Here is a 26,482-nt window from a genome sequence, read left to right as displayed (position 1 = left end):
AAACGGGCGAGATTATAAAAAGAGTGATACCGGTTGCGCCTTGTCATGCATCAAGACTCTACGCATCCTGCCGCGCATTGCGCATTAATGAGTTGAAAACGAGACTGATTATCATCTATATTTTGATTCCCATTAGAAAATGTTTCACCACGTGATAATTCCCTATCAATACTAAGGTTTTTACTCTGGAGAAGATAACGATATGGCTATCCTGCTTTCCTCTGCCCGTCGCGGTATACGTCGTCTGGTGCTGGCTTCAGCGCTGCTGGCCGCTTACGCCGCCCCCGCCCTGGCCGAAGAGTCATTAACGTTGTATACCACGCGCGAGCCGGGCCTTATCCAGCCGTTGCTGGACACCTTTACCAAAGACAGTGGCGTGAAGGTGAATACGGTTTTCATCAAAGATGGCATGCTCGAGAGAGTAAAAGCCGAGGGGCAAAACTCCCCGGCGGACCTGCTGATGACCGTCGATATTGGTAATCTGGTGGATCTGGTCGAAGCCGGCGTGACACAGCCGGTGAAATCGGCAGCGCTGGAAGCCGCCATTCCTGCCAATCTGCGCGGTACCGACGATCAATGGTTCAGCTTATCCATGCGCGGTCGCGTGCTGTATGCGGAAAAATCGCTGCCGCTCAACAGCTTCACCTATGAATCGCTGGCCGATCCGCAATGGAAAGGCAAAGTGTGTATCCGTGCCGGGCAGCACCCGTACAACACGGCGTTAATTGCGGCCATGATCGCGCACCACGGTGAAGCCAAAACGGAACAATGGTTGCGCGGCGTTAAAGCCAATCTGGCACGCAAAGCCACCGGCGGTGACCGTGATGTGGCTCGCGATATTCTTGGCGGCATCTGTGATATCGGTCTGGCCAACACCTATTATGTCGGCCACATGAAGAACGCCAAAGAGGGTACAGATGCGCGCCAATGGGGCGATGCCATCAAAGTGGTGAAACCGACCTTCGAGCAGGGCGGCACTCATGTCAATATCAGCGGCGCGGCGGTCAGCCGTTATGCACCGAATAAGGCGCAGGCAGTGAAATTGCTGGAATATTTGGTGTCGGCACCGGCCCAGCAACTGTATGCCAAGGCCAACTATGAATATCCGGTTCGCAAGGGCGTTGAGCTGGACCCGATTATTCGTGACACCATTGGTGAACTGAACGTCGATCCCCTGCCGTTAACCGATATCGTGAAATACCGTAAACAAGCCAGCCAGTTGGTCGATAAAGTTGGCTTTGATCAATAAGCATCGAGATACACGGGTGACGCGCAGCGTGTTCGATACGCTGCGCGCGCCGTTCTCTCCACTCGGCATCACCACCTGTGCCATTGCACTCGGCGTGCTGATGCCAATCATTTCTCTGCTCTGGCTGGCGGCCGATGCTGATTTCAGTCACTGGGCGCACCTGTTTCACTACGTGCTGCCTGTCGCGACGCGCAACACGGCGATCCTGCTGGTGGGTGTTGCGTTGCTGGTGACCGTCATCGGCGCAGGCTGTGCCTGGCTGGTGACCCTGTATGAGTTCCCGGGGCGGCGCATCCTCAGTTGGGCACTGCTTTTGCCACTGGCCATGCCAACCTATATCGTGGCCTTCGCCTGGCTGGATCTGCTGCACCCTATCGGCCCGGTTCAGACGGCGCTGCGTGCCCTGCTCGGCTACGACAGCCCACGCCAGTTTCGCTTGCCAGATATTCGTTCCATGACCGGTGCCATTATCCTGTTGGGCATCGTGCTCTACCCCTATGTTTACCTCACCATGCGCGCCATGTTTATCAGCCAGCCCGCCCATTTGCTGGAAGCGGCACGCACATTGGGCAGGAGTGCGACCGGCGCCTTCTTGCACGTCGCGCTGCCGATGGCGCGACCGGCACTCGCCGTGGGTGTCAGTTTGGCCCTGTTGGAAACGCTCAATGATATCGGTGCATCCGAATTTCTTGGCGTCAACACGCTAACGGTCGCCATTTATACCACTTGGGTAACGCGCTCTGATTTACCGGCTGCGGCACAAATTGCCGTGTTAATGTTGATGGGCGTGATGCTACTGCTGACGCTGGAATATTATGGTCGACGTCGCCAGCGCTACGGCAGCAGCCGCTCACAGCGCACGGTAACGCCAATCCGCTTATCGGGCGTAAAGGGGATGCTGGTCTTAACCTTAACGGCCTTACCCGTGGTACTCGGCTTTATCGCCCCGGCACTGTTTCTCGCCTGGGAGAGTGCCAAGCGCCTGCATCAGGAGACGCCCCTTTCCCACGGACTGTGGCTGTCCCTGCAAAACTCACTGCTGCTGGCGCTCGGCGTCACGCTCACGGTGTTGATCACTGGCATGATTGTCGCCTGGTTTGCTCGCCATTCCGCCATCCGCTCACAACACGGTGGCTTTCGCCGCGCATTGCTGCGTGTTGCCTCTCTCGGGTATGCGGTGCCGGGCACCGTACTGGCAATAGGATTACTGACACCCGGGCTGGCGGTAGATAAATGGCTGGCAAGCCTGCTGGATTATCAGGGGTTACCGTTGCTCTCGAGTGGCATTCTGTTGGTTATCTGCTGCGCGATTCGTTTCCAGACTATCGCCATCGGTGCCACAGATGCGGGCCTGACGCGCCTGTCTCCCGCGCTTGAACAAGCGTCACGCCTGTTAGGTGAGAACACCACCGGAACATTTTTTCGAGTGCATCTGCCGTTATTACGTCCGGCGTTGGTCACCAGCGCGTTGCTGGTGTTTGCGGATGCGATGAAAGAGTTACCGGCAACGTTACTGCTGCGACCGGTCAATTTCGAAACGTTGGCAACCGTACTGTACGCCGAAGCGGCACGCGGCACTTACGAAGAAGGGGCGATTGCCGCGTTGCTGATTGTGTTGGCAGGCACGCTGCCGGTGATTCTGCTGGCGCACAGCCAGTTCAGCACGGCGCGCAAGCCCAACCAACCGCAACAAAACAACGCCTCTTATCAAGGAGAATCGTCGCGCCATGTCTGACGCCACACTGTTTTTGGAAGCCATCCATGTTGCCTACGGACATGGAAACCAGCAACATCATGTCCTTAACGGCTTTTCGCTAACGGTTCAGGCGGGTGAACTCACTTGCCTGTTGGGCGCGTCCGGCAGCGGAAAAACCACCGTATTGCGAGCGATTGCCGGATTTGAACCGCTGAGCGCAGGCCGTATTCAGGTTTCTGGCACCTGCGTTGCCGGGCCGGGTATTCACCTGCCGCCGGAAAAACGCCACGTCGGCATGGTGTTTCAGGAATATGCCCTGTTTCCTCATCTGACGGCGGCGAAGAATATCGCTTTTGGGTTACGCAAGCAGCCAAGCGCCGTCATACAGTCCCGTCTGCGTGAACTGCTGGAACTCATCGGGTTAAGCGCGTTGTCAGAACGTTATCCTCATGAGTTGTCCGGCGGCCAGCAGCAGCGTATCGCACTGGCACGCGCGCTGGCGCCAGAGCCCAGCATTCTGCTGCTGGATGAGCCGTTTTCCAGCCTGGATGCCGAGACACGCCAACGACTGGGGCAAGATGTGCGCGACATTCTCAAATCATCAGGACAAACGGCCCTGATGGTCACGCACAGCGAGCAAGAAGCGGTGATGATGAGCGATCGTATCGGTTATATGCAGGCCGGAGCGTATCGGGAAGCGCCAAGATGAACCATTACCCGACACCAGGCATTACTCATCAGATTCAGCAAAAGCGGAAAACATCTCATCAAAAATAAAAATGGCTTCTCTCAATGTGTCCAAAGCGGCACTGAGATTATTAAACACCTCATGATCGTCGGGAAACTCACCGTATTCTTGCCAACACTCGGTCACCAGATTGATATCCACGGTAACGGGCAAATAGTAATTTCCTTTGGTTAAATCTTCAAAATCCATACCAATCAGTTGCTCGCGGCATTGAGGATCACGGGCATTTAAATAGGCACCCAGTTTTTTGGCACCACCAAAACGGCGCGGTCTTATTTCGAAACAAAAACCGAACTCGGCCCCTTCTGTCCCCAACCCAGCGATAGTCGCCAAACGATAATCAGCGCCATCGCCCCCGGCGATATGCGTTTCAAACCAATATTTCCAATCGTCGTCTTCTGATTTCCATGCTGTAGGTGCCAACCAACTGAATCCTTTTTGCACGATACCGACTTCGCCTTCCCAGCCATTATCCTTGATGAAACGCTGAATACATTGGTCAAATCCTTGCCAAAAAGCAGGTTCTATTTGCGTTTCGAAAACCACAACGGCCTCATTAAACATTTTGAACTGCGATAAAATGAGGGTTCCGGCCAACCGTTCTTCCTTAGTCGTTGATGTCATTGAGCTTCCCTTTGATTAAAATTTACGCATACGTTCAAGAAAACAAAAAGCAGAATGCGCGGCCATCTGCCTCATGGATGCGCTATCGTGCACAGCACCTGTTTTGCGGTAATCCGCCCGCATCGGTTCTTCAAAACGTGTCGCAAGGTCGTTCCACGACAGGCAAGAAATAACGTGTGGATTATTCGCACGCATGCTCTTGGGTTGTCTGCCCTGCGGCGTTAAAAACACCACGCCCCAACGACGTTTTTTCGTCGCACGCTTTTCAGCCTCCAGACAGTAACGCTCGATTTGTTCTTTCTGCTCGAAAGCATCGATCTTCACTTCAATCAAAACGAAGAAATTATCGGCATCGATCTCAATATCAACCCGATTTTTACTGTCACCGTTAGGATTGGATTCAACCCGCACGCGGCAAAAGCGTGTAAACGCAGCAGGAAAAGTCTGATTCTCTGCTGTGCGTATTGAGGCCAGCAAGGCATATAAAGGAACAGTACCAAAACCGTGTGAGCCTTGCGGATTCAGCAACCAGGCAAGCACCGCTGAATTGCGCACTTCTTTGCGCTTTAACCCCGCAACATCCCAGGGATCAAAAGACAATACGCGAGGCTGCACCGCCTGAAGCGGCGTTGATAAGCGACTAAAGAAGGTCATGAGCTGACCCACATCGATGTCTATCTTTTCAGTCGTTGTTGGCTCATTGAACGTTAATGCGTTTTCTGACCATTGTTGAAAAAAACCCGGCAACCATTCCACCAGAGACTGATGCGTTGTCTCCATATACCTTCCCTTTCACTGACGACCCTACGCCAAAGACAACGCGTATCGCTGGCCGTTTGCCTAAACCGCAAAGGCATCATCATAAGTGCCAATCAGTAAAAAGCGAATGTTTATGGAATCGAGGTTTGTGGATTTAGAAAATGCCAACAAAGAAGGGAATTTCCCGAGCCGCATTGAACACACGGCGACTCGGGTGACATAACGTAGCGGTAAACCTGACTTAACGGTAAACAATGCCACCATCAATCAGAATGGCCTGACCGGTGACATAGTCTGAATCTGGCCCTGCCAGATAGGAGACCAGACTGGCGACATCATCCGGCGTCTCAGCGCGACCCAGCGCAATACCATCAACATATTTTTTGTAGGTTTCACCAATAGGGGCACCGGTGATTTCTGAGAAACGCTTATCGATTTCTGTCCACATTCCCGTGCCGACAATCCCCGGGCAATACGCGTTTACCGTAATGCCGCGGCTGGCATATTCCTTTGCAGCGGCCTGAGTCAGCGCACGCACGGCAAATTTTGTCGCAGAATAGATACCTAACATCGCAAAACCATCGTGCCCTGCAATGGAACATGCATTGATGATTTTACCTTTCTGCTGGCGCTCAATGAATTTTTTCGCCGCAGCCTGAATGCCCCACAGCGTGCCCTGAACGTTGATGCGCATAATGCGATCGACCTCTTCCGGCGTCACATCGGACAATGGCTGCACCTGAGCAATGCCTGCATTGTTGACGATAATATCGAAGCCACCCAGTTGGCGTTCAGCCTGATCGATAGCCGCATACACCTGAGCGCGATCGGAAATATCAGCGACAAAGGTCGCCGCCTTACGCCCTAATGCCGCTATCTCGGCGGCTACGGCCTCAATCCCCGTAGCACTGACATCCACCAGCATTACGGATGCGCCATCTTTAGCCAGACGCAGGGCAATACCTCGTCCGATACCCTGTCCAGCACCGGTTACTAACGCGACTTTATTTTCGATAGCCATACTCTGTATTCACCTCGTCGTGATTAACAATGCACTAGATGATTTACTTTATAGGCACGCATAAGCATGGCCTACCCCCCCTGTTGGGGGGGCAATGAGGGAGAAAAAGAGAAGAGAGCCCCGATTATCAATCAGTAAACGTGGTTCTACGGGTTGTCCTTCGGTACACTCAGGTCACTGACGATATAATGAGGTAGCGGCAGTATGGCGTTTTTGCCCCCGATGCAGACATCCTCTGCAACATTGGTTAACCAAGAACCTTTTCGCTTCACACGCAAGCTGCCGCTTATTCTCACCAAGTTCACACCACCGCGATCGCCGGGAACGTTATTACAGCGCGATCGTTTGCTGCAACGCCTTGATAGTGCAGCCTCCAGCAGCCTGACGTTAGTCTGTGCCGCTGCGGGGTTTGGCAAAACAACGCTGTTAACCCAGTGGTATCAGCATCGCCAGCGGCAGGGGGATGCGCTGGCGTGGCTCAGCCTTGAAGACGATGACAATACCCCGCTGATGTTTTCCCGCTATCTGCTGGAGGCGCTGCGGCCGCGGTATCACGGCTGGAGTACGGCGTTTCAACGCTATTTCCAGGGCGATTTCCCCGTCGATTTTTCACTGTTGGTGGCGGAGTTAGTCAATCAATTACACGGTTGCCCACATCCGCTCTACCTCATCCTTGACGATTACCAGAGCATCAGTCACCCGGATATTCACGCCGGGCTGAATTATCTTGTTAACCATGCACCGGCGTCCCTTCACGTAATTATTGGCAGCCGCAGCCAACTGCCCGTGGCGCTTGGCCGACTTCAGGTGCAAGACCAACTGGTTGAGATTTACCACGATGAACTGCGTTTCAGCCTCGACGAAGCCAGCAGCTACTTTGCGCAGTCAACCACTACACCGTTGAAACCGCAGGAGATACAGCAGGCGATCGCCCTGACCGAAGGCTGGATTGCTGGCATAAAGATGGCTGCCTTGTCTCTGGGTGACACTACGCCCGCTCACCACGGGTTGAGATATCTGAATGCCAATTCACGGTCGATGAGCCGCTATATGGAGGAAGTGATTTTTGCCCCGCTCCCGCCTGATGTGTTGGATTTTCTACTGCAAACCTCGATGCTTAATCGTCTCCATCCCGATCTGTGCGATGCGGTCACCGGATACCACAATGGCGAGGCAATGCTCACCTGGATAGCGCAACATAACCTGTTTCTTTCCACTCTGGATGAAGCCGGATTCTGGTTTCGTTACCATCCGCTGATGCGCGATGCGCTACAAAGCCGCCTGCAACATCGCATGGGTAATGCTATCCACCGATTACATGAGCGAGCCGGTAACTGGTTTGCAGCGCAACAACTCTGGGCGGAAGCGATACGCCACGCGCTGGCGGCGGGGAAACCGGGAACGCCCCATGCCGAAGCCGGTGCGCAATCGCTGGCAGAGGAGGGGGACATTGATACGCTGGTGCGCTGGATTCGCTACTTACCGGCCAATGTCGAACCTTCACGTATCGCGCTGCAAATCAATCTGGCATGGGCGTTATCACATCATTTTCAGTTTAACGATGCCCGCCATCTGCTTGATGCCATCGAAACATTTGTGGCTAACCATCCAGACGCGTTGGACCACACCACCTGGGTAAGATTACGCGTGGTGCGGGCCATCTGCGAAGCCTTCGCAGAAAACATTGCCTACAGCATGACGCTGGTTGAACCGCTACTGCGCGAGGTTCCCTGCGGGGATATCTGGGTGGATGGTCTGGTGTGCAATATTCTGAGCTATTGCCATTTGGCAAATGCCCGCCCGCAGCAGGCGCTGGAGGTACAAGCGCTAATACCCGACACCAAAACGGCGAGCCGCAATCTTTTCGTTGAGGTGTATCGCGCGTATGTCATCGCGCAAGGGCTGCTGCGGCAGGGCAATCTACGGGAAGCAGAGCGCCACGCGTCACAAGCATTGCAGCTCGCAGAACCGTTAACCGGTCCCCACTCCAGCAGCAGTGCCACACTGGCCCCACTGCTGGCAGAGATCGCCTGGGAACAAGGGGATATAGCACGTATCAATGCGCTGCTGACGCCGCGCCTGCAAATGATTGACGACGTTTGCCCCCCCGATGGTTTCAGCCGCTGCTACCTCGTGTTGGCACAACAGGCTCAATTAACTGCCCGGGAGGAAGAGGCTAACGCACTGTTGTTGCACGCTGAAAACCTGACGATCCAGCGAGGATGGCGGCACGCACGGGTTTCCCTGTTAGCACAGCGCATCACTTTCCAGCTCCAGTCTGGAGATAACGCAGAAGCGGTACAGTTGCTTGATCAGTTACAGCGTCTGACCGATGAAATGGCCGGAGAACAAAATGATGCCCTGCGTTGGTTTCGTGAACAGAGTCGGGCTCGCTTACTGATTGCCACGGGCGATCTGAGGATGGCAGCAGAGGTGCTTCACGCCGTCATGCTCGAGCAAGAGCACTGTGGTGAATGGCTTGCCGCCACACGTTTAAGACTGTGGTTGTCGGGCGTGCTGTGGCGTACCGGAGAAACAGAACAAGCAATAGCGGTGTGTAAACCGGCGATTCTGCGCGCGGTAAAACAACATCTGCATCGCAGCCTGTTGGATGCAGGGCCGGAACTGCTATCGCTATTGCGCCATGCGCAGCAACAGCAGACGTCCGATGAGCCGTTCACCCACGCAATAGCCGCATTATGGACCACGCTGGCCCCCTCTCAGCCGGGAAACACCTCGCCGGTGGCCCCACGATTAACCGAACGGGAGCACCAGACGTTACAACTGATCGCAGATGGCTTTTCAAACAAAGAGATCGCCCGCGCACTGGGCATTTCGGCGGAAACGGTAAAATGGCACCTGAAACAGCTCTATGAAAAACTTCAGGTAAATGGCCGCATTCAGGCAGTGAATCAGGCGCGAAAATGGCAATGGTTGGCGTGAAGGGGCGGATAAAGCGCCCACCCGACCTCAAGGGATAACCTTGGGTGACGACGGAAGAACGTCAGGCACTTTCGTGCCTGAACACGATTACTCCAGCACAGAACCAACAAGGCCACGCGCCTGAGTGAACAGTTGCTGATAATGGCCTTCGCGATCGTCAATCCCCTCTTCCAGGCCAATGGTGTTATAGAGAAAATCGATTTTTGCGTCCTCAACGCCCAAATACCCCATACCGCCCTTGATGTAGTCGGTCATGTTCTTTTCCCAGCCAAATTTGATAAACCCAGCTTGAGAACCGCCAACCAGCGCCAGCCAACGAATTTTTTTGTGCTTCAGCGCACTGTCTTCTCCGTAGGCCAAACCGTAATTCCATACGCGTTCCAGATAACCTTTAAGCATGGCGGGAAAACCGTACCACCACACCGGAAACACCAATACCAACGTGTCTTTATCTTCCAGTTCACCAAACAGGCGATGTACTTCTGGCGAATAGGCTTTCTGCGGATTGCTCCAATCCGGCTCATCTTCCTCCCTGAGCACCGGATCAAACCCGCTGCGGTAGAGATCGAGCGTGGAAACGTTAAATCCCTGACTCACCGCTTCACCCTGTATCTCTTGTACCACCTGCGCGGTTAAAGAATCACGGCGCGGATGGGACCAGATAATATACATATTGTTTTTTTTCATGCTATTAACCCTATCTCATGAAGGAGTGGCCACTACTTTACGCAGGGGGGATAATTCTGTAAAACATAGTATTTGAGATGGGTTAATGAAGGATTTTCACTAATGCAGCTTAACTTTTCCGACTTCACGGCATTCATTAGTGTCGCGCGTCACAAAAGTTTTCGGGGAGCGGGCAACGAGTTAGGGCTTTCCCCCTCAGCCATTAGTCATGCCGTTAAGCAACTGGAGCAGCGGTTAAAAGTTCGGCTGTTTAACCGCACCACGCGCAGCGTGGCATTAACCGAGGCGGGGGTTAATCTCTTTGAGCGTCTGCGTCCGGTCTTTGACGAGTTCGATACCCTGCTCGATGAGATCAATTGCTTTCGCGACACGCCGATGGGCACGCTGAGAATCAACACCTCGCGACTGGCCTCACGTCTGGTGCTGATCCCGATGATCGCCGGGTTTAGCCGACAATATCCCGATATCATGGTGGAGATTACCACTGACGACAAACTCGTCGATATCGTTCAGCAATCGTTTGATGCCGGTATCCGTCTGAATACTACCGTTGAAAAGGACATGATCACCGTCCCTATCGGCCCAAAAATCAAACGGGTTGTGGTCGCCACGCCCGGCTACTTTGAGCGCCACCCTGCCCCGGCACATCCACACGATCTGGTAAATCACCACAGCATTATTTTTCGTTTACAAAGCGGTCGTATCTATAACTGGGAATTTGAAGGCCCGGAGGGCAAGCTGGAGATTGCGCCTGTCGGTAGCATCATACTGGATGACATGGACTCAACGCTCGAAGCCGTATTGTGCGGCGCAGGATTGGGTTATCTCTATTACGATCAGGTGAAAGCACATCTGGCAAACGGCACGTTGGTGCCAGTGCTGGAGGAATGGCTACCCGAATTCCCCAGCCTGCAACTTTACTACCCGAATCGACAATATATGCCGAGCCCGCTACGGGCTTTTCTGGACTACGTAAAAGCGCATCGGGATGCAGAAATGCCCGGTAAGCAGTCAAAAATATGATGGCGATGCGCCGGGCCTCTTTTCGCTGACAACCGGGAAAAGTAGCGATAATGCTTTTTCAAATCACACTTTTCAGGGTTGCTTATTCCCTCACAAAATGTGCGTGCTATCCTTTACCCTGTAATATCCTATCAACTCTCACCGAGGCTTTGATGCTGGAGAATGTAATCATCCGATAATCAGTTTGCCGACCCTATCTAGGCCGGGCTGATTATCACTGCGCTGAAATCGAATGCGGGCACCACAAGGTGTTTGCACGTTTTGCCTATGATGATTAACAGGTTTCCAGCATGAATTTATCCCGTCAGGAACAACGGACGCTGCACGTTCTCGCCAAAGGAGGACGCATTGCGCACGTCCGCGACACGTCCGGTCGCATCACCGCCGTCGAATGTTACAGCCGCGAAGGCTTGCTGCTGAGTGACTGCACGCTCGCCGTCTTCAAAAAACTCAAAACCAAAAAGCTGATCAAGTCTGTGCAGGGCCAGCCGTATCGCATTAATACCAGCGGGCTGAGAAACGTCCGCGCCCAATCAGACAACCGCTAAGGAGAAGATCATGAACCCGCTGTTTTCGCCTGAGTTTATCAATGCCAACTTGATGGGACCCAGCGCGCTACTGCTGGCAGATGAGGTCAGCGCTGCTCTGGCCTTAAAACCCGGAATGCGAGTGCTCGATTTAGCCTGCGGCACCGGCCTGACATCCCTCTATCTGGCAAGCCAATACGGTGTTGAGGTGGTCGCAATGGATTTATGGATTACTGCCGAAGATAACGCACGCCGTTTCAGTGAACACGGATTGTCCAACCTGATAACCCCATTACATATGGATGTTGCCGACCTTCCCGCTGTAAAGCCATTTCCCGAAAACCACTTCGACGCGCTACTTAATATTGATGCCTACCACTACTTTGGTGCCAGCTCGACCTTTTTCGACAGCCATCTTGCACCGTGGATCAAACCGGGTGGCCGCGTCGCTATCGTTATTCCAGGTTTAAAAAGGCCTTTCGATCGCGGAGTTCCTCCTGAACTGGCCCCCTTTTGGCAGTCCGGCATGAACTTCTTTACCGTCGACTGGTGGCGGCAACTCTGGCAGCAAAGCGCCTATTTGCAGATAGCGGAGTGCACCGAGAGCGCCCGTTGCGAGCAGGCCTGGCAAGCATGGCTGGCTTGCTCACACCCCTACGCCATTCGCGATCGCGACATGATGGCCGCCGAAGCGGGGCACTGGTTTAACTTAACTAAAATGACGGGGGTTATCCGTAAATAAAACAATCCCCCCTCTTCGGAGGGGGGAATACCTGAGAAGGATTTTCAAACATCACAACGGCGCACGGCATGTTGTCCAACAAACAACAGTGATGAAGGCCCATTATTCGTGCCATTTAATCCAATTATGTGAGCAGGACAAACACTGTACATACCGTTACACAGCAACGCTCATCATCGCCGATAAGCCTGGTATATAATGCAAAAAACGCAGGAACTGATGCCCTGTAAAGCTATAAATCAACAAACTTTAAACAAATGAATATCATGTAATTATAAATTCTATAATGAAAATCAAAAATACTCTCTGCCTACATATCCTGATGGCGATCCTGGCTGTCCTGTTCCTTAGCGTTCCCCCGCTGGTGAGGACCTTTGATCCGGAACTGACATTCCAACCGCTGATTAAATCAATGGAAGGAACGCCAAAGGAACGCAAGCAAAACATGGCGACTATTTCCCATGCTTTACAGGGAAATGCGATTTTCTTTCTCGGCGCCTCTGAAGTTTCTACTTCCGAAGATGAACATTACGCCGTTTATAATTACTTCAACAACCAGTTGCATCGTCCTTTAGTGGCTTATGGTGATAGTTACGTTGATAGCATCACGCATTTTTTACTGCTCTCGCGTTTTAAAAATGACATTAACGCAAACAGCAAGATTGTTCTGATGTTAGCACCCGATACTTTTTATTCTGAAGGTATTCCTCCAGCCATTTTTGCCAACAACTTCCCCTCAGTGGTGTTTAATCCCCTGATGAAAGATATGTTGGCGCGCCCTTTGCTGGTCAAATACTTACGCAATATTGATAAAGAAGATATCAGCCACTTAACCTTCAGCCAGATGGAAATCTACGGCTGGTATCCGGAAATTATCTGGCAGGAAGTGAGTTATCTCTTTGCTAATTTCTGCGAGATGGTAAAAAACGAGTGGCTGGCAATGCTGAACATTATTCCACAACCTGCAAAACCCTGGCCGGAACAACCCGTCAACCTCGTCAATCCGGATTGGGACATGGCGCTGGCCCACGCGCGCGAGCTTAACAAATCACGCCAGCAAAGCGCAGACACGATGTGGATGGATAAGTCGATTTTTGCCGACGATAACACGCCGGATGAGTGGGACAACGCGCCAGCAATCCCCTCGCAGCTGGAAGCTTTGCGGGCAACCGTCAAACTGCTGAAAGCGCGCAACGCCCAGTTTGTGGTGGTGGTTGACCCCATCAATCCGTGGGCGATTAAAAACTCCGAGAAATTCCAGGTCGTCGATCAACAGATCCGAACCATGCTGGAGCAACATCGGGTTCCCTATTTTGATATGTATGCCCAGCCCTATCAGAACGGCTGGAACTGGGATCGTCTGCATCCCACTGAACTGGCGTGGGTTGCCATAGACCGCTTTATTGCTGAGAGTTTTAAACGATGAAAACTGCCATTCGCCTTTTTTTCCTTTATTTCTTTCTGGCGGTCACCGTTGTTGCGTGGACCTCTGTTGATGACAGCATGGATTTGAAAGTGCATTTCGAATACCAAAAATTCTGAAGGGTAAATGATGTACAGCTCCGGAACGTTCTTTTTCCTTCTGTTTTCATCAGCTCTACTGTTTGCGCTGGTTAACCGCGTATTGCATTATCGGCTGACCTATTTGTCCGCTTTTTCCGTGCTGGCGGCATTTGGCTGGGCGTATATTTTCCAGGGGGATTACCTCGTTCCCGTGGCGGTTTTTCTTGGGTTTTATCTCCTTGTCACATTAAAAGAAAAAGGCTGGTTAAAAACCTGGCAGGCCGTCAGTCTGACACTACTTCCCATGTTTTTAGTGAAATTAGATCTCAACAACCACTGGAACATGATTGGTTTGTCATTCATGACTTTCCGCGCCGTTGACGTGCTGCTTTATCGCAGCAAAAAAGATGGTCAACGTTTTCTGCATTATTTCTGCTACCTGTTTATGCCGTTTATTATCCTGGCGGGCCCGATGTACCGCTGGCGCACATGGATTAATGACATTAATAAACCGGTGTTCTCATTGACCCGTGAACAGCTTTTACTGGCCATGGAGCAAATTTTTACCGGCATTATCCAGAAATACCTATTAGCCACGCTAATTGATAATCTGGTGGTTCAGCCGTGGAGCCATCAACCGTTTACGCTAAGCGTGGGCGTAGTCATGTCTCTGTCCTACAGTGCCTATCTCTACTTTGACTTTGCCGGCTACAGCAATATGGCTATCGGGGCCGGACGCTTATTTGGCCTGAATATCCCGGCAAACTTCAATATGCCTTTTCTGGCAAAGAATCCGCAGGATTTTTGGCGACGTTTCCACATCAGCCTGTCTGAATGGCTGAGGGATGTGGTCTTTATGCCGATTTATATGAATCTGATGAAGCTCGACTTTTTCCGTCAGAACAAAACGCTGGCGCAGAATATCGGTATTTTCTGCACCCTGTTTTGTATGGGGGCGTGGAACGGGCTGGAACGACACTATGTCATCAGCGGCGCATTGTTTGGCGCCATTTCTGTTGCTCACAATATGCTGCAATGGTCGGCGAAACGCAGCCCGGTGCTGAGCAATTGGTTAGACCATCCGGTTAGTGAGTTTACGGGTCGAATTTTGACGCTAGCAAGCGCCGCGGCCTCCCTCTATATCTTTAGCGGAATGTCACCCCTATGAACCAACACAGCGAGCTTCTAGAACTGCAAGATTTTCTGCGTGCGGCATTACTCGACCCCGCGAACCCACAGCAACCGGCGATCAGCGGCAGTGATGAAGCCCTGACCTGGCAACAACTCTCTGTTGCTGTCACCGACTGGGCGAAACGCTACCACCACTGCCAGCAGTCTGCTGGCCCGCCGATTGTACTCTACGGACATCAACAGGCTGAGTTCGCCGCTGCTATCTACAGTTGCCTGCTGCACAACATTCCGTATATCCCGGTGGACTGCATCTACCCGCAGGAACGGCTCAAAGAGATTTGCCAACTGGCAAGCGCGCCTTACTATTATGACGTAGCGACCCGGCAATTTATTGCCACGGGCGTCACCGAACAGGCACTGGTTGAGCAGGATCTCGCCTATATCATGTTCACCTCTGGCAGTACCGGCAAGCCAAAAGGTGTGCAAATTGGGCGTGAAAGCCTGTGGCATTTTATGAAGTGGGTGCGTCAGGATTTTGCGCTGCCGCAAGTGCCAGTGCTGATGAACCATGCGGTGTTCAGCTTCGATCTCTCGCTGATTCCACTGCTGGCAAACCTGGCCACCGGCGGGCATATCGTGCTGAATGCGAAAGAGGATATTGCCGCAGAAAACTGGCTGGATCGCCTGAAAAGCAACGGCGTTTCCGTGTGGGTTTCCACCCCCTCTTTTGCCTATCAACGACTGCTTTCGCCCCAGTTTAGCAGTGACTATTTGCCCGATCTGAGCGTGTTTGTGTTCATCGGCGAAGTGTTAAACAAAGCGCTGGTAAAACAACTGCGTCGCCGCTTCCCGCACGCCAAAATCCTCAACTCTTACGGTCCAACGGAAGCCACCATCGCGACCACGGTTATCGACATCACCGATGACATCCTGCACAGCGAAAACGATCTGCTGCCGATTGGCGTGATGATGCCGGACTCCAGAATGGAAATTACCTCTGACGGTGAGCTGATTATTTGGGGCAAAAACGTGATGCGTGGCTACCTCGGGCTGGCGAAAGAGAATGCCGAGAAATTGCTGCGCCGGGAAAGCGAAATGTTCCGTGGTTACAGAACCGGCGACCTGGGCTACGAAAACGTGGATGGACTGCTTTACTGCCAGGGCCGCAATGACAGCCAGATCAAACTCAATGGCTATCGCATCGAAATCAACGAAATCGAAAATCGACTGCTGGCGATGTCCGATATCAGCGAAGCAGTGGTTCTGCCGCTGATGAAATCAGGCGGTGGCGTTTTGCGTATTGCCGCATTCTGCGTAACGCACTTGGCCCCGGAAGCGATTAAAACCTCGCTGTCGAAGGTGATCCCACATTACATGGTGCCTTCTCAAATTATCATTAAAGACGCACTGCCGCTGAATCCTAACGGCAAAATTGATCGTAAGTTGCTGGACTCTCACGCTCGCACCAACTAATTACACCAGGAAAAAATGATGGAACAAGAAATTCTCGCGTTGTTTGAAAAGGTCTTATCCCGCAAAGTGGGCTTTAATGATGAGCTGATTGAGTCTGATATTCTTGACTCGATTCTGGCGGTAGATCTGGTACTGGAAGTGCAGGACGTTTACGGCTGCATGATTCCCCCCACCGAAGTCGCAACCGTGCTGAAAACCCCGGCGGATTTGGCGCGTTACATTGAAGAGAATCGCTAAGCGAGTCGCTTTGCAACAACGGGTGACGAGATTGAGAGCAATTTAGCACCGATCTCATCCATGCTATTGTACTGAACACTGCCTGTTCGGGAGGCGTGAGATGAGAGCGTGCGAGAAAGTGCCACCGTTACCCCCTGATTCCGCTACATTTAGCCGGAAATTGGGTCTCTATTCCAAAAATGCAGAGCATACAGCGCAAATTTTGGCGCGATAGCTCAATCAACTACTGTGATTTCATTGTCCGACCACTGAGAAATAGCCTCAAGCACAGGTTTAAATGACTGCCCAAATTCAGAGAGTTCATAAACTACTTTGAGTGGTGGTTTCTCACCAAAAACCTGTCTTACCACAAGCCCATCTTTTTCAAGCTTTTTTAACTGTAAACTTAATGTCATTTCAGTGATATGAGGGATATTCTTGCGGAGTTCGCTGAATCTTTTACTTCTGTCCTTCAAATAATAAAGAATAACACCTTTCCATTTTCCCCCTATCAAATCCATCACCATACTGACCGGGCAAGGATATTCCTTACCGTTCAATAAGACCTGACAAGCTGCATTTTTCGTGATTCTCATTGCCGAGCCCCCCTACTATCGTTCCTGATAGTTATTGTCAATATGCGAGTACTCAGTAAACTTACCACGCAAGCTATCATTTTGATAGTTACTCATAACCATTAAGGGAATCTCATGGCATTAGTCATATTGGCTCATCCTGACATAGAGCATTCGATAGCGAACAAAACCATCACGAGAGAATTACAGCATAAGCTTCCAGATTTGGAAGTACGGGACATTTTCCAATTAAACCCGGATCACAAGATTAATATACAAGAAGAACAAGCCGCTTTGCTGCGTCATGACTTGATCATTTTACAGTACCCTATGTATTGGTATAACACACCGGCCATTTTAAAGAGTTGGTTCGATCAGGTTTTTACTTATCAATTCGCCTATGGCTCAAAAGGAGATAAACTCAAAGGGAAGAGTCTATTACCAAGCCTTACCGTAGGTCAACCTGAGCAAAACTTCAAACACGATGAAAACACTGCATTAATTGAAAATTTGTTGACGCCTATAAAAAAATCCGTCGAATATACGCAAATGCATTACCTTGCTCCCGTCATTTTATACGGTATATCAACAGTACTGGGGTATACCGAACCAGAAATTATCAATAAAGCAAAAAATCATAGCAAACAACTGGAAGACATCATTAAAGCCTGGCCCAAAAAAATAATACCGAAGGGAATGGATAACAAACCACAGCATAGAAAATAGGCATGGTGCGTCAAGTATCCCCTGAAGTAACCTGAGTTCCTACGCTCGGCTGTCAGTTTTGCAACAACGCGGAAACGATAGATTTATAGCACCTTGACTGGCGTGATAGCAGATTAATGGTGTAGGACGCTAGCGGATGGTGATCAGCTTATGACTCCTCTGACCGGGCTGAGCATAAATAAAAAAGCCCTAGCGACATTCGCCAGGGCTTTTAGGTTACACTTAACTTAAGGTTTAACATTAATACACTTAGATGCTTAGTACTGCTATTTGTACAACCTTGATGTACACGTTACGACGATAATATTGGGTACTGAAAAGATAGCAAATTCCTCCCATATAGTTACCGGTTGAACGTTCTGCCTGCTCCATCAACCTACGAAGCCATGGCAGGCTAAATAAGTACATCTCCCATCGCGATATAAAGTATTTGATGCGTGGCCTTACTGCGGTTGCGATATTCAACACCTAACCAACCAGACACACTCGCAACTAAAAATAACAAAAACATGGCCTTACATCATCGCGCTTTCGTTCACACCCTGCGATTGTAGATACTGACTACGTGGCCTTAATGCATTACCAAACGAGAATATTACCCATTCTCGATGTGGTAAACCCATAAAAAATACACTTCATGGCCTTTATCGCATAATTATTAAAGAACGTAAAAACACTTCTCAAATAAACAGCAACTTAATTTCGTCTGCTGTTAAAATACAATTTACATGCTTTTTCAGCAGTGTCAACACTGTTATTAACAACATGTCTCTGACATCTTGTTTTTAATTAAAACCGCCATAAAACCATAGAGTTATAATTATCACCGCCGCAGCTGGCGGGTTAAAACATGAGCAATTCATTGCTATTGTTTGCTGTTTATAGCGAAAGAGAAACAATATCTACATTTTATGTACGATATGTTCTAAACATGGCGTGCGGCAGTGATCGACCCTTTCTTCCAGGGTAAGAGGCGTGGTATCAAACATAGCCCACACCTCGCGGCGATAATGCACAGTAATCTGCGCAGTACATGGATAGAAGCAGGACAGTGAAGAGCGGAGGTGATGATATCGGGGTAGTAGCAGTGGGGCTAGTATCCTCGAATGCGCGAAGGCCTAGATGTAAAAAAGACGTATGGTGCGTCTGACATCGCCTTGAAATAACTCGGGTGCCTACGCCCGGCTGCCAATGTTGCGATAACGCGCAGACTATATCGTCATAGTGCCTTGCAGGCACTTCGCCTGGATTATTTCCTTTCGAAATACGATGCCAGCTCCGAAAATCCCATAGCATCTTTTGAATAAGTAAACGTGCCCTTTGACATGATTTCTTGAGCCGCGTGTACAAACATGCCATAGGCAAACCGCGCCATGGATGCACCAACACTAATTCGCTTTACACCTGCATCGGCCAATTCAGCAATGCTAAATACTTCTCCGGGCAGCCCCATCACAATATTGACCGGCTTTGTCAGCGCCTGACATACCGTTTTGATCATTGTGATATCTCTGAGACCCGGAGCATAAAGAACATCAGCCCCGGCTTTTTCAAATGCCTGCAACCTCAGGATCGTTTCATCCAGATCGGTAATTCCCCACATGAAATTTTCGGCACGGGCCGTTATGACAAAATCAGTCGCCAGCGCATCTCGTGCTTTAGCCGCTGCTTCAATTCTTTCCACTGCCAGACTAAAATTATAAATAGGCTTGCTGGCTAAGCCGGTATGATCTTCCAGAGAACACCCCGCCAAACCGATTCCCGCGGCAATTTCGACAGTCTGTGCGGCACTTTCCGGGTCATCCCCCATCCCCTTTTCAAGATCTGCGGATACCGGCAAAGCGGTGGCATTAACCAGAGACTGACAGTGCAAAAGAGTCTGCTCCCACGGAACCGTCCCTTCCTGAACCCCTAACGAAAAAGCAAGCCCCGCGCTGGTTGTCGCAAGCGCTTTAAATCCCATGGTTTCGAGTATCCGGGCAGTGCCGATATCCCAGGGGTTAGGAATAACGAAAACATCATCAAGCTCATGTAGTTGACGAAAAATTTTTCCTTTATTTTCCATGTGTAACCCCATGCATCATTGTCGAAGAGAAATAGCACTACTCTCAGTTGAACCTACCACAAAATCCAACTTGATTCAGAACCAAAACATGGCATCAGGATATTTCTACCGCGTATGAAAAACGCACCATCATTCAAAGAGTGCCCTTCAAAAACCGTTCATTTAGCTCCCATGCTGCCGTTCTATTACTATCCCATGTGTGATATTTACTCAACTGCGAATACTTTATTATACTCGCCTCGCTATGTTCATCACTCAAATTCAATTGAGAATTCATAGATAACCGAACAGCAAAGGAATATTCTGTAACGGTATAGAAATCATCCCCCCATTCCTTATCACTGTTGAAATAACATCTTGGGATAGAACACAGAGATTCAAGCGGTATAAGATCTGATGTTTTAAGTATGATCCCCAACTCTTCAGATGATTCTCGTATCGCTGCACTTAATAGGGTTTCATTTTCCTCTACCCCTCCAGCTACCCATTGCCAATAATCCATATCTTTTCTTTTCAGAAGATACAAATACAATTCACCCTCATAAATTGCATAAGGAACGACTAACACTTGTTTAGGTTGGCGCATCAATACTCCACATTTACAACATTAGATATTAGTTATCGCACTATTTCACACATTAACCATTTATTAAAAATAATACAATCTACCCTACTTAATAGCGCTAACTGAAGGCGCTACCCACTCATCACGTAACATACTCATGATGGCGGTATCCCAGCGTTCATCGCCCACTTTCACAGAGGATCGGCGAACACCCTCACCAATAAATCCAATGCGGGAATAGGTTTTGATGGCTATGTCATTCCAGGCATAAACATTGAGCTCTACGCGCTCTATTTCAGCATATGAGAATGCTTTTTCTAAAACCATGCTAACCATTGGAAGTGAAAAACCACGCCCCCGATGTTGAGGCGAAATGACAACTCTACAAATTTTTGCTATTCCATTCCGCCAGTCACACACCAGTTGGCAATGACCGCATAATTCGCCGGCATCATCTTCAACCATCCAACAAAAATAGTCTGGCGGAGTGGCATTGGTTTTAATCAACATCAAATTAACTTGTGCATCATCGAGAGGGTAAGATAAATCTGGCCCTCCCCATTGAACAATGTCTTTTTCACTAAAAAACCACCCCATCAATATGGAAAAATGTTGTTCGGTGAAAGGGATGAGATGGAGTTTGTTGCTGGATGAATGCCTATTCTGGAGAGAGGCTGACATTTTCATAAAAAATCTATCGACCAATGTATCAACATGATATGAAGAAATATATTACCAAAGAGAGCTTCAATACAGCGTTTTATTTTATCATTTGACCTTATTGCTCTATCCAACGTTTTGGCACTCTTGATACCCACTCAGGCATCGCGGCCAAACACCCACTAGACCAGTGGCAATCGCTCACGCTTTTCCGGTGTGATTTGTTTCTGTTGAAGCGTGAATCTGACGCGGTCTCATGTTGAGACGGCTTCGTGCGGGAACGACAAGATAGACAAGATGAATACCACTGCCACAGTGATACAGATTATTTCATTAAAATCAATAAGATATAAAAATGGTGCCGATAATAGGAGTCGAACCTACGACCTTCGCATTACGAATGCGCTGCTCTACCAACTGAGCTATATCGGCCCTGAGACACGTCAGTGAGCACTGACGGTGGACTACGGGGTGACAAAGTAGTGAAATCACCGCAGCAAGTCAATAGTTTTGCCGTTCGTTTGCTGGTTTTGTAAACGACCGGATGAATAACAGGATTCTCTCATTATCTTCACTGCTAATAACGGAGAATCCTATAACTTTCAGGCTTAAGGGGACGGTCAGGCGCGGATTAAATCTTCGCCGTAACCAATCCATTTGTAGGTGGTCAAGGCTTCCAGCCCCATCGGGCCGCGTGCGTGCAGTTTCTGCGTGCTCACCGCCACTTCAGCGCCCAAACCAAACTGTCCGCCGTCGGTAAATCGGGTGCTGGCATTGACGTACACCGCCGAGGAATCTACTTCGCGTACAAAGCGTTCCGCATTGCTGATGGAACGCGTCAAAATGGCATCGGAGTGCTGCGTGCCGTGTTCACGAATATGGGCAATAGCCGCATCCATATCGTCCACCAGCGCCACGTTGAGGTCGTTAGAAAGCCATTCGTCATCGTAGTCCTTGGCTTCCACCGCAACCACGTTGGCAGGCCCGCTTTGCAGCGTGCTCAGGGCTTCCGGGCTGGCGTGCAGCGTCACCCCCGCCAGTGCCATTTTCTCGCTCAGTGCAGGCAGGAACTGCGCGGCAATGGCGCGGTGAATCAATAGCGTTTCCAGGCTGTTGCACGCGCTCGGGCGCTGTACCTTGGCGCTTTCAATCACGGTCAGCGCTTTGGCGAAATCAATGCTCTCATCGGCAAAAATATGGCACACGCCAATCCCACCCGTGATAACCGGAATGGTCGATTGTTCGCGACACAGTTTATGCAACCCGGCACCACCGCGCGGGATTAGCATATCCACGTAGCGATTCAGTTTAAGCAGTTGATTGACCAACTCTCTGTCCGGGCTTTCAATCGCCTGAACCGCAGCAGCAGGCAGCCCGCTCTGTGCCAGTGCGCGTTGAATCACGCTCACCGTGGCCGCATTGGTGCGATAAGTCTCTTTACCGCCGCGCAGAATCACCGCATTACCGGTTTTCAGGCACAGGCTAGCGACATCCACCGTGACATTCGGGCGCGCTTCATAGATAACGCCCACCACGCCCAACGGCACACGACGGCGTTCCAGTTTCAACCCATTATCCAGCATGCGACCATCGATCACTTCACCCACCGGGTCATTCAGGCGGCAGACCTGGCGCACATCGTCAGCAATAGCGCTCAAACGTTGCGGCGTGAGCAGCAACCGGTCTTGTAATGCGGCACTCATGCCGTTTTGCCGTGCATCCGCCAGATCCAGTGCGTTAGCGGCCAGAATCTCTGCGCTTTCCGCTTCCAGCAGGTCAGCAATCACGTTCAGCGCCTGGTTCTTCTGCACTGTACTTAGCACCGACAGGTGATAGGAGGCTTGTTTAGCCGCTTTGCCCATTTTTTCCAGCATGGCGTGCTCCTTAAGTGATAATCATGTCGTCGCGATGAACGGCCACCGGGCCATATTCATACCCGAGGATATCGGCAATCTGCTGCGAGTGATGCCCAGCGATCATGCGCAGCGCATCACTGTTATAACGGGTTACCGCGTGCGCCACATCGCGTCCGGAAAGCGTACAAACGCGGATGACCTCACCGCGAGAAAAGTTGCCCTTCACCTCGCGAATGCCTTTTGGCAGCAGAGAGCTGCCACGCTCAACGATCGCGGAAAGCGCACCGTCATCAATGGTGATTTCACCCGCCGGCGGTGCGCCAAAAATCCAGTGTTTACGGCTTTCCAGCGGTGCTTCCACGGCGTGGAAACGGGTGCCGACCGACACATTGCCAATCACGTCGCCAATTACATCGGCGCGGTTGCCTGCGGCAATGATCACATCAATCCCGGCACGACAGGCCACGTCGGCGGCCTGCAATTTGGTCGACATACCGCCCGTGCCAAGGCCGGATACGCTGCCACCGGCAATCAGGCGCAGTTCGTCGGTAATGCCTTCCACTTCCCGGATCAGTTCGGCCTCCGGGTTGGAACGCGGATCGGCAGTAAACAGGCCAGCCTGATCGGTCAGCAGCAGCAGCTTGTCCGCATCTGCCAATATCGCCGCGAGCGCCGACAGGTTGTCGTTGTCGCCAACCTTGATTTCTGCGGTGGCTACCGCATCGTTCTCATTAATCACCGGAACAATACGGTTATCGAGCAAAGCACGCAGCGTGTCGCGGGCGTTGAGGAAACGTTCTCTGTCTTCCAGATCCGCGCGCGTCAGCAACATTTGACCAATATGGATGCCGTAAATAGAAAACAGTTGTTCCCACAACTGAATCAAACGGCTCTGCCCGACCGCTGCCAACAGTTGCTTGGTGGCGATGGTGGCAGGCAATTCCGGATAGCCCAAATGCTCGCGCCCAGCGGCAATCGCCCCAGACGTGACAATCACAATACGGTGTCCGGCCGCGTGCTGCTGCGCACACTGGCGAACCAATTCAACAATATGGGCACGGTTCAAGCGGCGCGATCCGCCGGTCAACACGCTGGTACCCAATTTCACAACCAAAGTCTGGCTGCCACTCATGATTAATCTGCCGTTAATGTTGGTCAAAACACGAAGTAGTGAAAACGTTGCCACAGAGCACGTTCATAATGGCAACAGAGATTACGCGAATCTGCCCCGCTCCCGCAAACGGTAACGCGGCGCAGACTCAAAAGAGAGGCTTCACGGTCGCTCGGTGAGCGTCAAGGCGGGTTCCAAAGAGTGTAATAACTTTTCCAGACGCGTATGAAACTGCCGTTGCGTCTCCTGCACTTTCGTCAGCACTTCGGTATCCTTAATGTTCTCTTCTTGCCAACGGCCTGTTTTATCGTACAAGCCAGTATGGTAGGAATAAACGAGCGTCTGTTCCTGGGCTTCCAACTGGAGCCACCATCCCCAGAATTCCCGTTTTTCCGGCACAGGTTTCACACTAACGCATACCGCCAGGCAATCAAAGAAAAAACGCTCGTTGCCGCACTGATTCTCGCGTAGATAGGGCCCCAATGAGGCAAAACTTTTCATGAGCCGGGCTTTCGGGTGTCCACTCGGTAATGTCATCGGTTTACTCCTCAGGTTGAAGCTTATCTTTTAACAGATGGCAACAATAAATTAAACCGCTACGCTTCAGGTTGTTCTTTCTTTGTGAGTCCGATGCTTAGGCGTTCAGCGCGCCCTTTAACCAATCGCTGATATGACCCAATGCCTGATGAAAATTGCGGTATATCGGTGCCGCCTTGATGGGCAACAATTTACCGTTGGTGGACGAATTGACGATCAGGCTCGCCTCTTCTTTCGGGCACAGCAGGTCGTTATCCCAATAGCCCGCCAGCATCGGCGTCGGGCAACGGTGGCCCAGCAGCCCTTGCGTTTTGAGCGAGTAGCGTCCCAGTTCCGTTTTCAGCGCCGCATCGCTGGCATTCGCCATGCCAAGGCGGCTGGCCAACACGTCCATATACATATCCGGCACCTGATGTTGGCGCTGCGTATCACACAGCAAATGGTGCACGATGGGGCCAAGGGTTGCGACACCGCACAACCGGCCCGGCTCCAGATAGGCCAGCCGCACCGCGATATTGGCACCGAAACGAAAACCAAAGGCACCCACGCGGCAGTGATCGACCCAGGGAATATCTGGCAGCGCACGCAGTACTTGTCGGTGCAGGAAACTGCTGTCTTCACTGAGCTTCCAGCGCGACGAAAAACCTACCGACGGCACATCAATGGTCAGCATGGCCATGCCCGCCGGAGCCAGATAGTCGCGGAACAGGCGATAATAGTCGCTTTGCAGCATATCCAGCGTGCCACACATCAGCACGGTCGGGAACGGTGCCGAGCCCTGCTCAGGCAAGTGCAAAAAGCCGCGCAGGTTGCCACCGCCTTCAATGGGAAAATCCAGCGCTTTCAACTGATACGGCAGGTAGTTCGCCGCTTCTTCATAGGCGCGGTTAGCCAGCGTTTGTGCCTGCTCGGCCAGTTCGTCCCCTTTGATATAGGGATAAGCCGCAATGCTGTAGAGATTGGCCGCATTCAGCCAATAATGACCATCGTGCTGGGTCTCTTCGCTTTCCATCGCTTTAGCTTGCCAGGCGGCACCCTGCTTGGCCCACTCATAAATCCAGTTGCCGCTGCGGTAGCCCACCACGGTGTCCAGAAAATGTTCATTGCTGCGTTTCGCCGTGCTGACCGTAATTCGCGCCAGCACTTCTTCGATTTCACGCGGATCGACACCGCGCCAGATCCACATCAGGCGGTTCAGCGTGCGATACCAGTGTTTTGAATAGTGCCCTTCCAGCGCGGAATGGCGTTCAACGTCTTCATGGTGGCGAGCGCGCCTGACCAACGTTGATGTCTCTTGATGTTTGAACGAGGGTTTAAACAGTGTCTCAGAGAGATTGGCTTGAACCACGGCAGTCTCCTAGATACGGCATGATTGATAACACGAAAACGCACGGCAGGTGCGCATCGGAATGAAAGTGCTGCACAGGCTTCTTGGAGCCTTTAAAAAAATTGCCCGGCGCGAAGCCGGGCAATTAACATAACATTAGTTAGCGTCTGAACGCTATGCCGGAAGGCGATTGCCGTCCCGCCTGTTACTGTCCGACCAAGGGCGGTATGAACACCACGCCCATGTCCCACGGTTGCTCAATCCAGGTGTCCTGCGGGATATCAACCACGTAGTCATCAACCAGCGGACGTCCGGCTGGCTTGGCGAAGATGGTGATAAAATGCGCCTTCGGATACATATCGCGAATCGCTTTCGCCGTTCCCCCGGTATCCACCAGATCGTCGATCACGATAAAGCCTTCACCGTCTCCCTCGGCACGTTTCAGGACAGTCAGCGCACGCTGGTTGTCGTGGTCATAGCTGGAGATACACACGGTATCCACATGACGGATGCCTAATTCACGCGCCAGCAGTGCACCGGGAACCAACCCGCCACGGCTAACGGCAATAATGCCTTTCCATTGTTCGGCTGGCAGCAAACGCTGCGCCAGTTTACGGGCATGAATTTGCAACATATCCCAGGTGACGACGTACTTTTCGCTCATAAAAATCTATCCTGACCAACGTTAAATTGGCTTAATTCGAGTCTGAGGGGGGAA

25 protein-coding genes and 1 tRNA gene are annotated in these 26,482 nt (G+C 51.2%); 12 read left to right on the top strand and 14 right to left on the bottom strand.

All coding sequences use genetic code 11. From position 1 onward, the window contains the following. Nucleotides 1-202: 202 nt before the first annotated feature. Genes J5069_RS21740 through J5069_RS21730 form a run of 3 tightly spaced genes read left to right on the top strand, consistent with a single transcriptional unit; the run spans nucleotide 203 to nucleotide 3,654 of the window. A complete protein-coding gene (locus J5069_RS21740) occupies nucleotides 203-1,249 on the top strand; it encodes a Fe(3+) ABC transporter substrate-binding protein (protein ID WP_413542271.1) in 1,047 nt (348 codons plus the stop codon). Next, nucleotides 1,233-2,984 carry an ABC transporter permease gene (locus tag J5069_RS21735; RefSeq protein ID WP_413542270.1) on the top strand — a complete coding sequence of 584 codons (1,752 nt, stop codon included), beginning with the start codon at nucleotides 1,233-1,235 and terminating at the stop codon, nucleotides 2,982-2,984. Before J5069_RS21740 ends, J5069_RS21735 begins: the two co-directional genes overlap by 17 nt. Further along, complete coding sequence (locus tag J5069_RS21730) at nucleotides 2,977-3,654, top strand: ABC transporter ATP-binding protein (RefSeq protein WP_264645795.1); 678 nt, start codon at nucleotides 2,977-2,979, stop codon at nucleotides 3,652-3,654. The genes J5069_RS21735 and J5069_RS21730 overlap by 8 nt, the downstream gene beginning before the upstream one ends. Before the next feature lie 21 nt (nucleotides 3,655-3,675). On the opposite strand, the gene J5069_RS21725 is transcribed toward J5069_RS21730, so the two are convergent. The 3 genes from J5069_RS21725 to J5069_RS21715 all read right to left on the bottom strand — a co-directional run bounded on the left by J5069_RS21725 (nucleotide 3,676) and on the right by J5069_RS21715 (nucleotide 6,097). Beyond that, on the bottom strand, nucleotides 3,676-4,317 hold the full coding sequence (locus tag J5069_RS21725; RefSeq protein WP_264645794.1) for a hypothetical protein: 642 nt from the start codon (nucleotides 4,315-4,317) through the stop codon (nucleotides 3,676-3,678). A gap of 15 nt (nucleotides 4,318-4,332) precedes the next feature. Beyond that, on the bottom strand, nucleotides 4,333-5,097 hold the full coding sequence (locus tag J5069_RS21720) for a PD-(D/E)XK nuclease family protein (RefSeq protein ID WP_264645793.1): 765 nt from the start codon (nucleotides 5,095-5,097) through the stop codon (nucleotides 4,333-4,335). Between the two features lie 220 nt (nucleotides 5,098-5,317). Then, entirely contained in the window at nucleotides 5,318-6,097 is a 780-nt protein-coding gene (locus J5069_RS21715) for an acetoin reductase (RefSeq protein ID WP_264645792.1), read from the bottom strand. 204 nt (nucleotides 6,098-6,301) lie between these two features. Here J5069_RS21715 and J5069_RS21710 point away from each other — a divergent pair, with 204 nt between their 5' ends. Continuing rightward, nucleotides 6,302-9,040 (top strand): LuxR C-terminal-related transcriptional regulator, encoded by a 2,739-nt coding sequence (locus J5069_RS21710; RefSeq protein WP_264645791.1) that lies wholly within the window; start codon nucleotides 6,302-6,304, stop codon nucleotides 9,038-9,040. 87 nt (nucleotides 9,041-9,127) lie between these two features. Here J5069_RS21710 and J5069_RS21705 read toward each other — a convergent pair whose 3' ends face one another. After that, the gene (locus J5069_RS21705) at nucleotides 9,128-9,727 is read right to left on the bottom strand and encodes an NAD(P)H oxidoreductase (protein ID WP_264645790.1); all 600 of its coding nucleotides are present in this window, start codon (nucleotides 9,725-9,727) and stop codon (nucleotides 9,128-9,130) included. Between the two features lie 102 nt (nucleotides 9,728-9,829). Between J5069_RS21705 and J5069_RS21700 the strand changes: the two genes are divergently transcribed. The 7 genes from J5069_RS21700 (at nucleotide 9,830) to J5069_RS21670 (ending at nucleotide 16,363) form a co-directional block, all read left to right on the top strand. Next, complete coding sequence (locus J5069_RS21700) at nucleotides 9,830-10,750, top strand: LysR family transcriptional regulator (RefSeq protein ID WP_264645789.1); 921 nt, start codon at nucleotides 9,830-9,832, stop codon at nucleotides 10,748-10,750. A gap of 290 nt (nucleotides 10,751-11,040) precedes the next feature. Next, on the top strand, nucleotides 11,041-11,298 hold the full coding sequence (locus J5069_RS21695) for a YjhX family toxin (RefSeq protein WP_222157948.1): 258 nt from the start codon (nucleotides 11,041-11,043) through the stop codon (nucleotides 11,296-11,298). A 10-nt stretch (nucleotides 11,299-11,308) separates the two neighbouring features. Next, nucleotides 11,309-12,019, top strand: coding sequence for an SAM-dependent methyltransferase (locus tag J5069_RS21690; protein WP_413542269.1), 711 nt, complete (start codon nucleotides 11,309-11,311; stop codon nucleotides 12,017-12,019). 286 nt (nucleotides 12,020-12,305) lie between these two features. Beyond that, nucleotides 12,306-13,445, top strand: coding sequence for a D-alanyl-lipoteichoic acid biosynthesis protein DltD (locus tag J5069_RS21685; RefSeq protein WP_264645788.1), 1,140 nt, complete (start codon nucleotides 12,306-12,308; stop codon nucleotides 13,443-13,445). A gap of 126 nt (nucleotides 13,446-13,571) precedes the next feature. Next, nucleotides 13,572-14,690: a membrane-bound O-acyltransferase gene (locus J5069_RS21680; protein ID WP_264645871.1), complete on the top strand. Its 1,119-nt coding sequence runs from the start codon at nucleotides 13,572-13,574 to the stop codon at nucleotides 14,688-14,690. Next, complete coding sequence (locus J5069_RS21675; RefSeq protein ID WP_264645787.1) at nucleotides 14,687-16,126, top strand: AMP-binding protein; 1,440 nt, start codon at nucleotides 14,687-14,689, stop codon at nucleotides 16,124-16,126. The genes J5069_RS21680 and J5069_RS21675 overlap by 4 nt, the downstream gene beginning before the upstream one ends. A gap of 18 nt (nucleotides 16,127-16,144) precedes the next feature. Further along, nucleotides 16,145-16,363, top strand: coding sequence for an acyl carrier protein (locus J5069_RS21670; RefSeq protein ID WP_008454337.1), 219 nt, complete (start codon nucleotides 16,145-16,147; stop codon nucleotides 16,361-16,363). Between the two features lie 215 nt (nucleotides 16,364-16,578). Here J5069_RS21670 and J5069_RS21665 read toward each other — a convergent pair whose 3' ends face one another. Next, nucleotides 16,579-16,938 carry a winged helix-turn-helix transcriptional regulator gene (locus J5069_RS21665; protein WP_264645786.1) on the bottom strand — a complete coding sequence of 120 codons (360 nt, stop codon included), beginning with the start codon at nucleotides 16,936-16,938 and terminating at the stop codon, nucleotides 16,579-16,581. 114 nt (nucleotides 16,939-17,052) lie between these two features. Here J5069_RS21665 and J5069_RS21660 point away from each other — a divergent pair, with 114 nt between their 5' ends. Beyond that, entirely contained in the window at nucleotides 17,053-17,643 is a 591-nt protein-coding gene (locus tag J5069_RS21660) for an NAD(P)H-dependent oxidoreductase (RefSeq protein ID WP_264645785.1), read from the top strand. Between the two features lie 1,249 nt (nucleotides 17,644-18,892). Here J5069_RS21660 and J5069_RS21655 read toward each other — a convergent pair. The 9 genes from J5069_RS21655 to gpt all read right to left on the bottom strand — a co-directional run bounded on the left by J5069_RS21655 (nucleotide 18,893) and on the right by gpt (nucleotide 26,428). Beyond that, nucleotides 18,893-19,708: an isocitrate lyase/PEP mutase family protein gene (locus J5069_RS21655; RefSeq protein WP_264645784.1), complete on the bottom strand. Its 816-nt coding sequence runs from the start codon at nucleotides 19,706-19,708 to the stop codon at nucleotides 18,893-18,895. A gap of 133 nt (nucleotides 19,709-19,841) precedes the next feature. Further along, nucleotides 19,842-20,294, bottom strand: a complete 453-nt coding sequence (locus J5069_RS21650; RefSeq protein WP_264627662.1) for an NUDIX hydrolase — start codon at nucleotides 20,292-20,294, stop codon at nucleotides 19,842-19,844. An 84-nt stretch (nucleotides 20,295-20,378) separates the two neighbouring features. Next, complete coding sequence (locus J5069_RS21645; RefSeq protein ID WP_264645783.1) at nucleotides 20,379-20,960, bottom strand: GNAT family N-acetyltransferase; 582 nt, start codon at nucleotides 20,958-20,960, stop codon at nucleotides 20,379-20,381. Between the two features lie 329 nt (nucleotides 20,961-21,289). Then, nucleotides 21,290-21,365: transfer RNA gene (locus J5069_RS21640), tRNA-Thr, on the bottom strand. Between the two features lie 188 nt (nucleotides 21,366-21,553). Further along, nucleotides 21,554-22,807, bottom strand: a complete 1,254-nt coding sequence (proA, locus tag J5069_RS21635) for a glutamate-5-semialdehyde dehydrogenase (protein ID WP_264645782.1) — start codon at nucleotides 22,805-22,807, stop codon at nucleotides 21,554-21,556. A 10-nt stretch (nucleotides 22,808-22,817) separates the two neighbouring features. Beyond that, on the bottom strand, nucleotides 22,818-23,921 hold the full coding sequence (gene proB / locus J5069_RS21630; protein WP_264645781.1) for a glutamate 5-kinase: 1,104 nt from the start codon (nucleotides 23,919-23,921) through the stop codon (nucleotides 22,818-22,820). Between the two features lie 141 nt (nucleotides 23,922-24,062). After that, nucleotides 24,063-24,437 (bottom strand): sigma factor-binding protein Crl, encoded by a 375-nt coding sequence (gene crl, locus J5069_RS21625; RefSeq protein ID WP_264645780.1) that lies wholly within the window; start codon nucleotides 24,435-24,437, stop codon nucleotides 24,063-24,065. Between the two features lie 97 nt (nucleotides 24,438-24,534). After that, on the bottom strand, nucleotides 24,535-25,785 hold the full coding sequence (gene frsA / locus J5069_RS21620; RefSeq protein WP_264645779.1) for an esterase FrsA: 1,251 nt from the start codon (nucleotides 25,783-25,785) through the stop codon (nucleotides 24,535-24,537). A gap of 184 nt (nucleotides 25,786-25,969) precedes the next feature. Then, a complete protein-coding gene (gene gpt, locus J5069_RS21615; RefSeq protein ID WP_264645778.1) occupies nucleotides 25,970-26,428 on the bottom strand; it encodes a xanthine phosphoribosyltransferase in 459 nt (152 codons plus the stop codon). Nucleotides 26,429-26,482: the final 54 nt, after the last annotated feature.

The organism is Candidatus Symbiopectobacterium sp. NZEC127, from assembly GCF_025962675.1.
Lineage (GTDB): Bacteria > Pseudomonadota > Gammaproteobacteria > Enterobacterales > Enterobacteriaceae > Symbiopectobacterium.
This window is presented reverse-complemented; position numbering and strand designations above follow the sequence as displayed.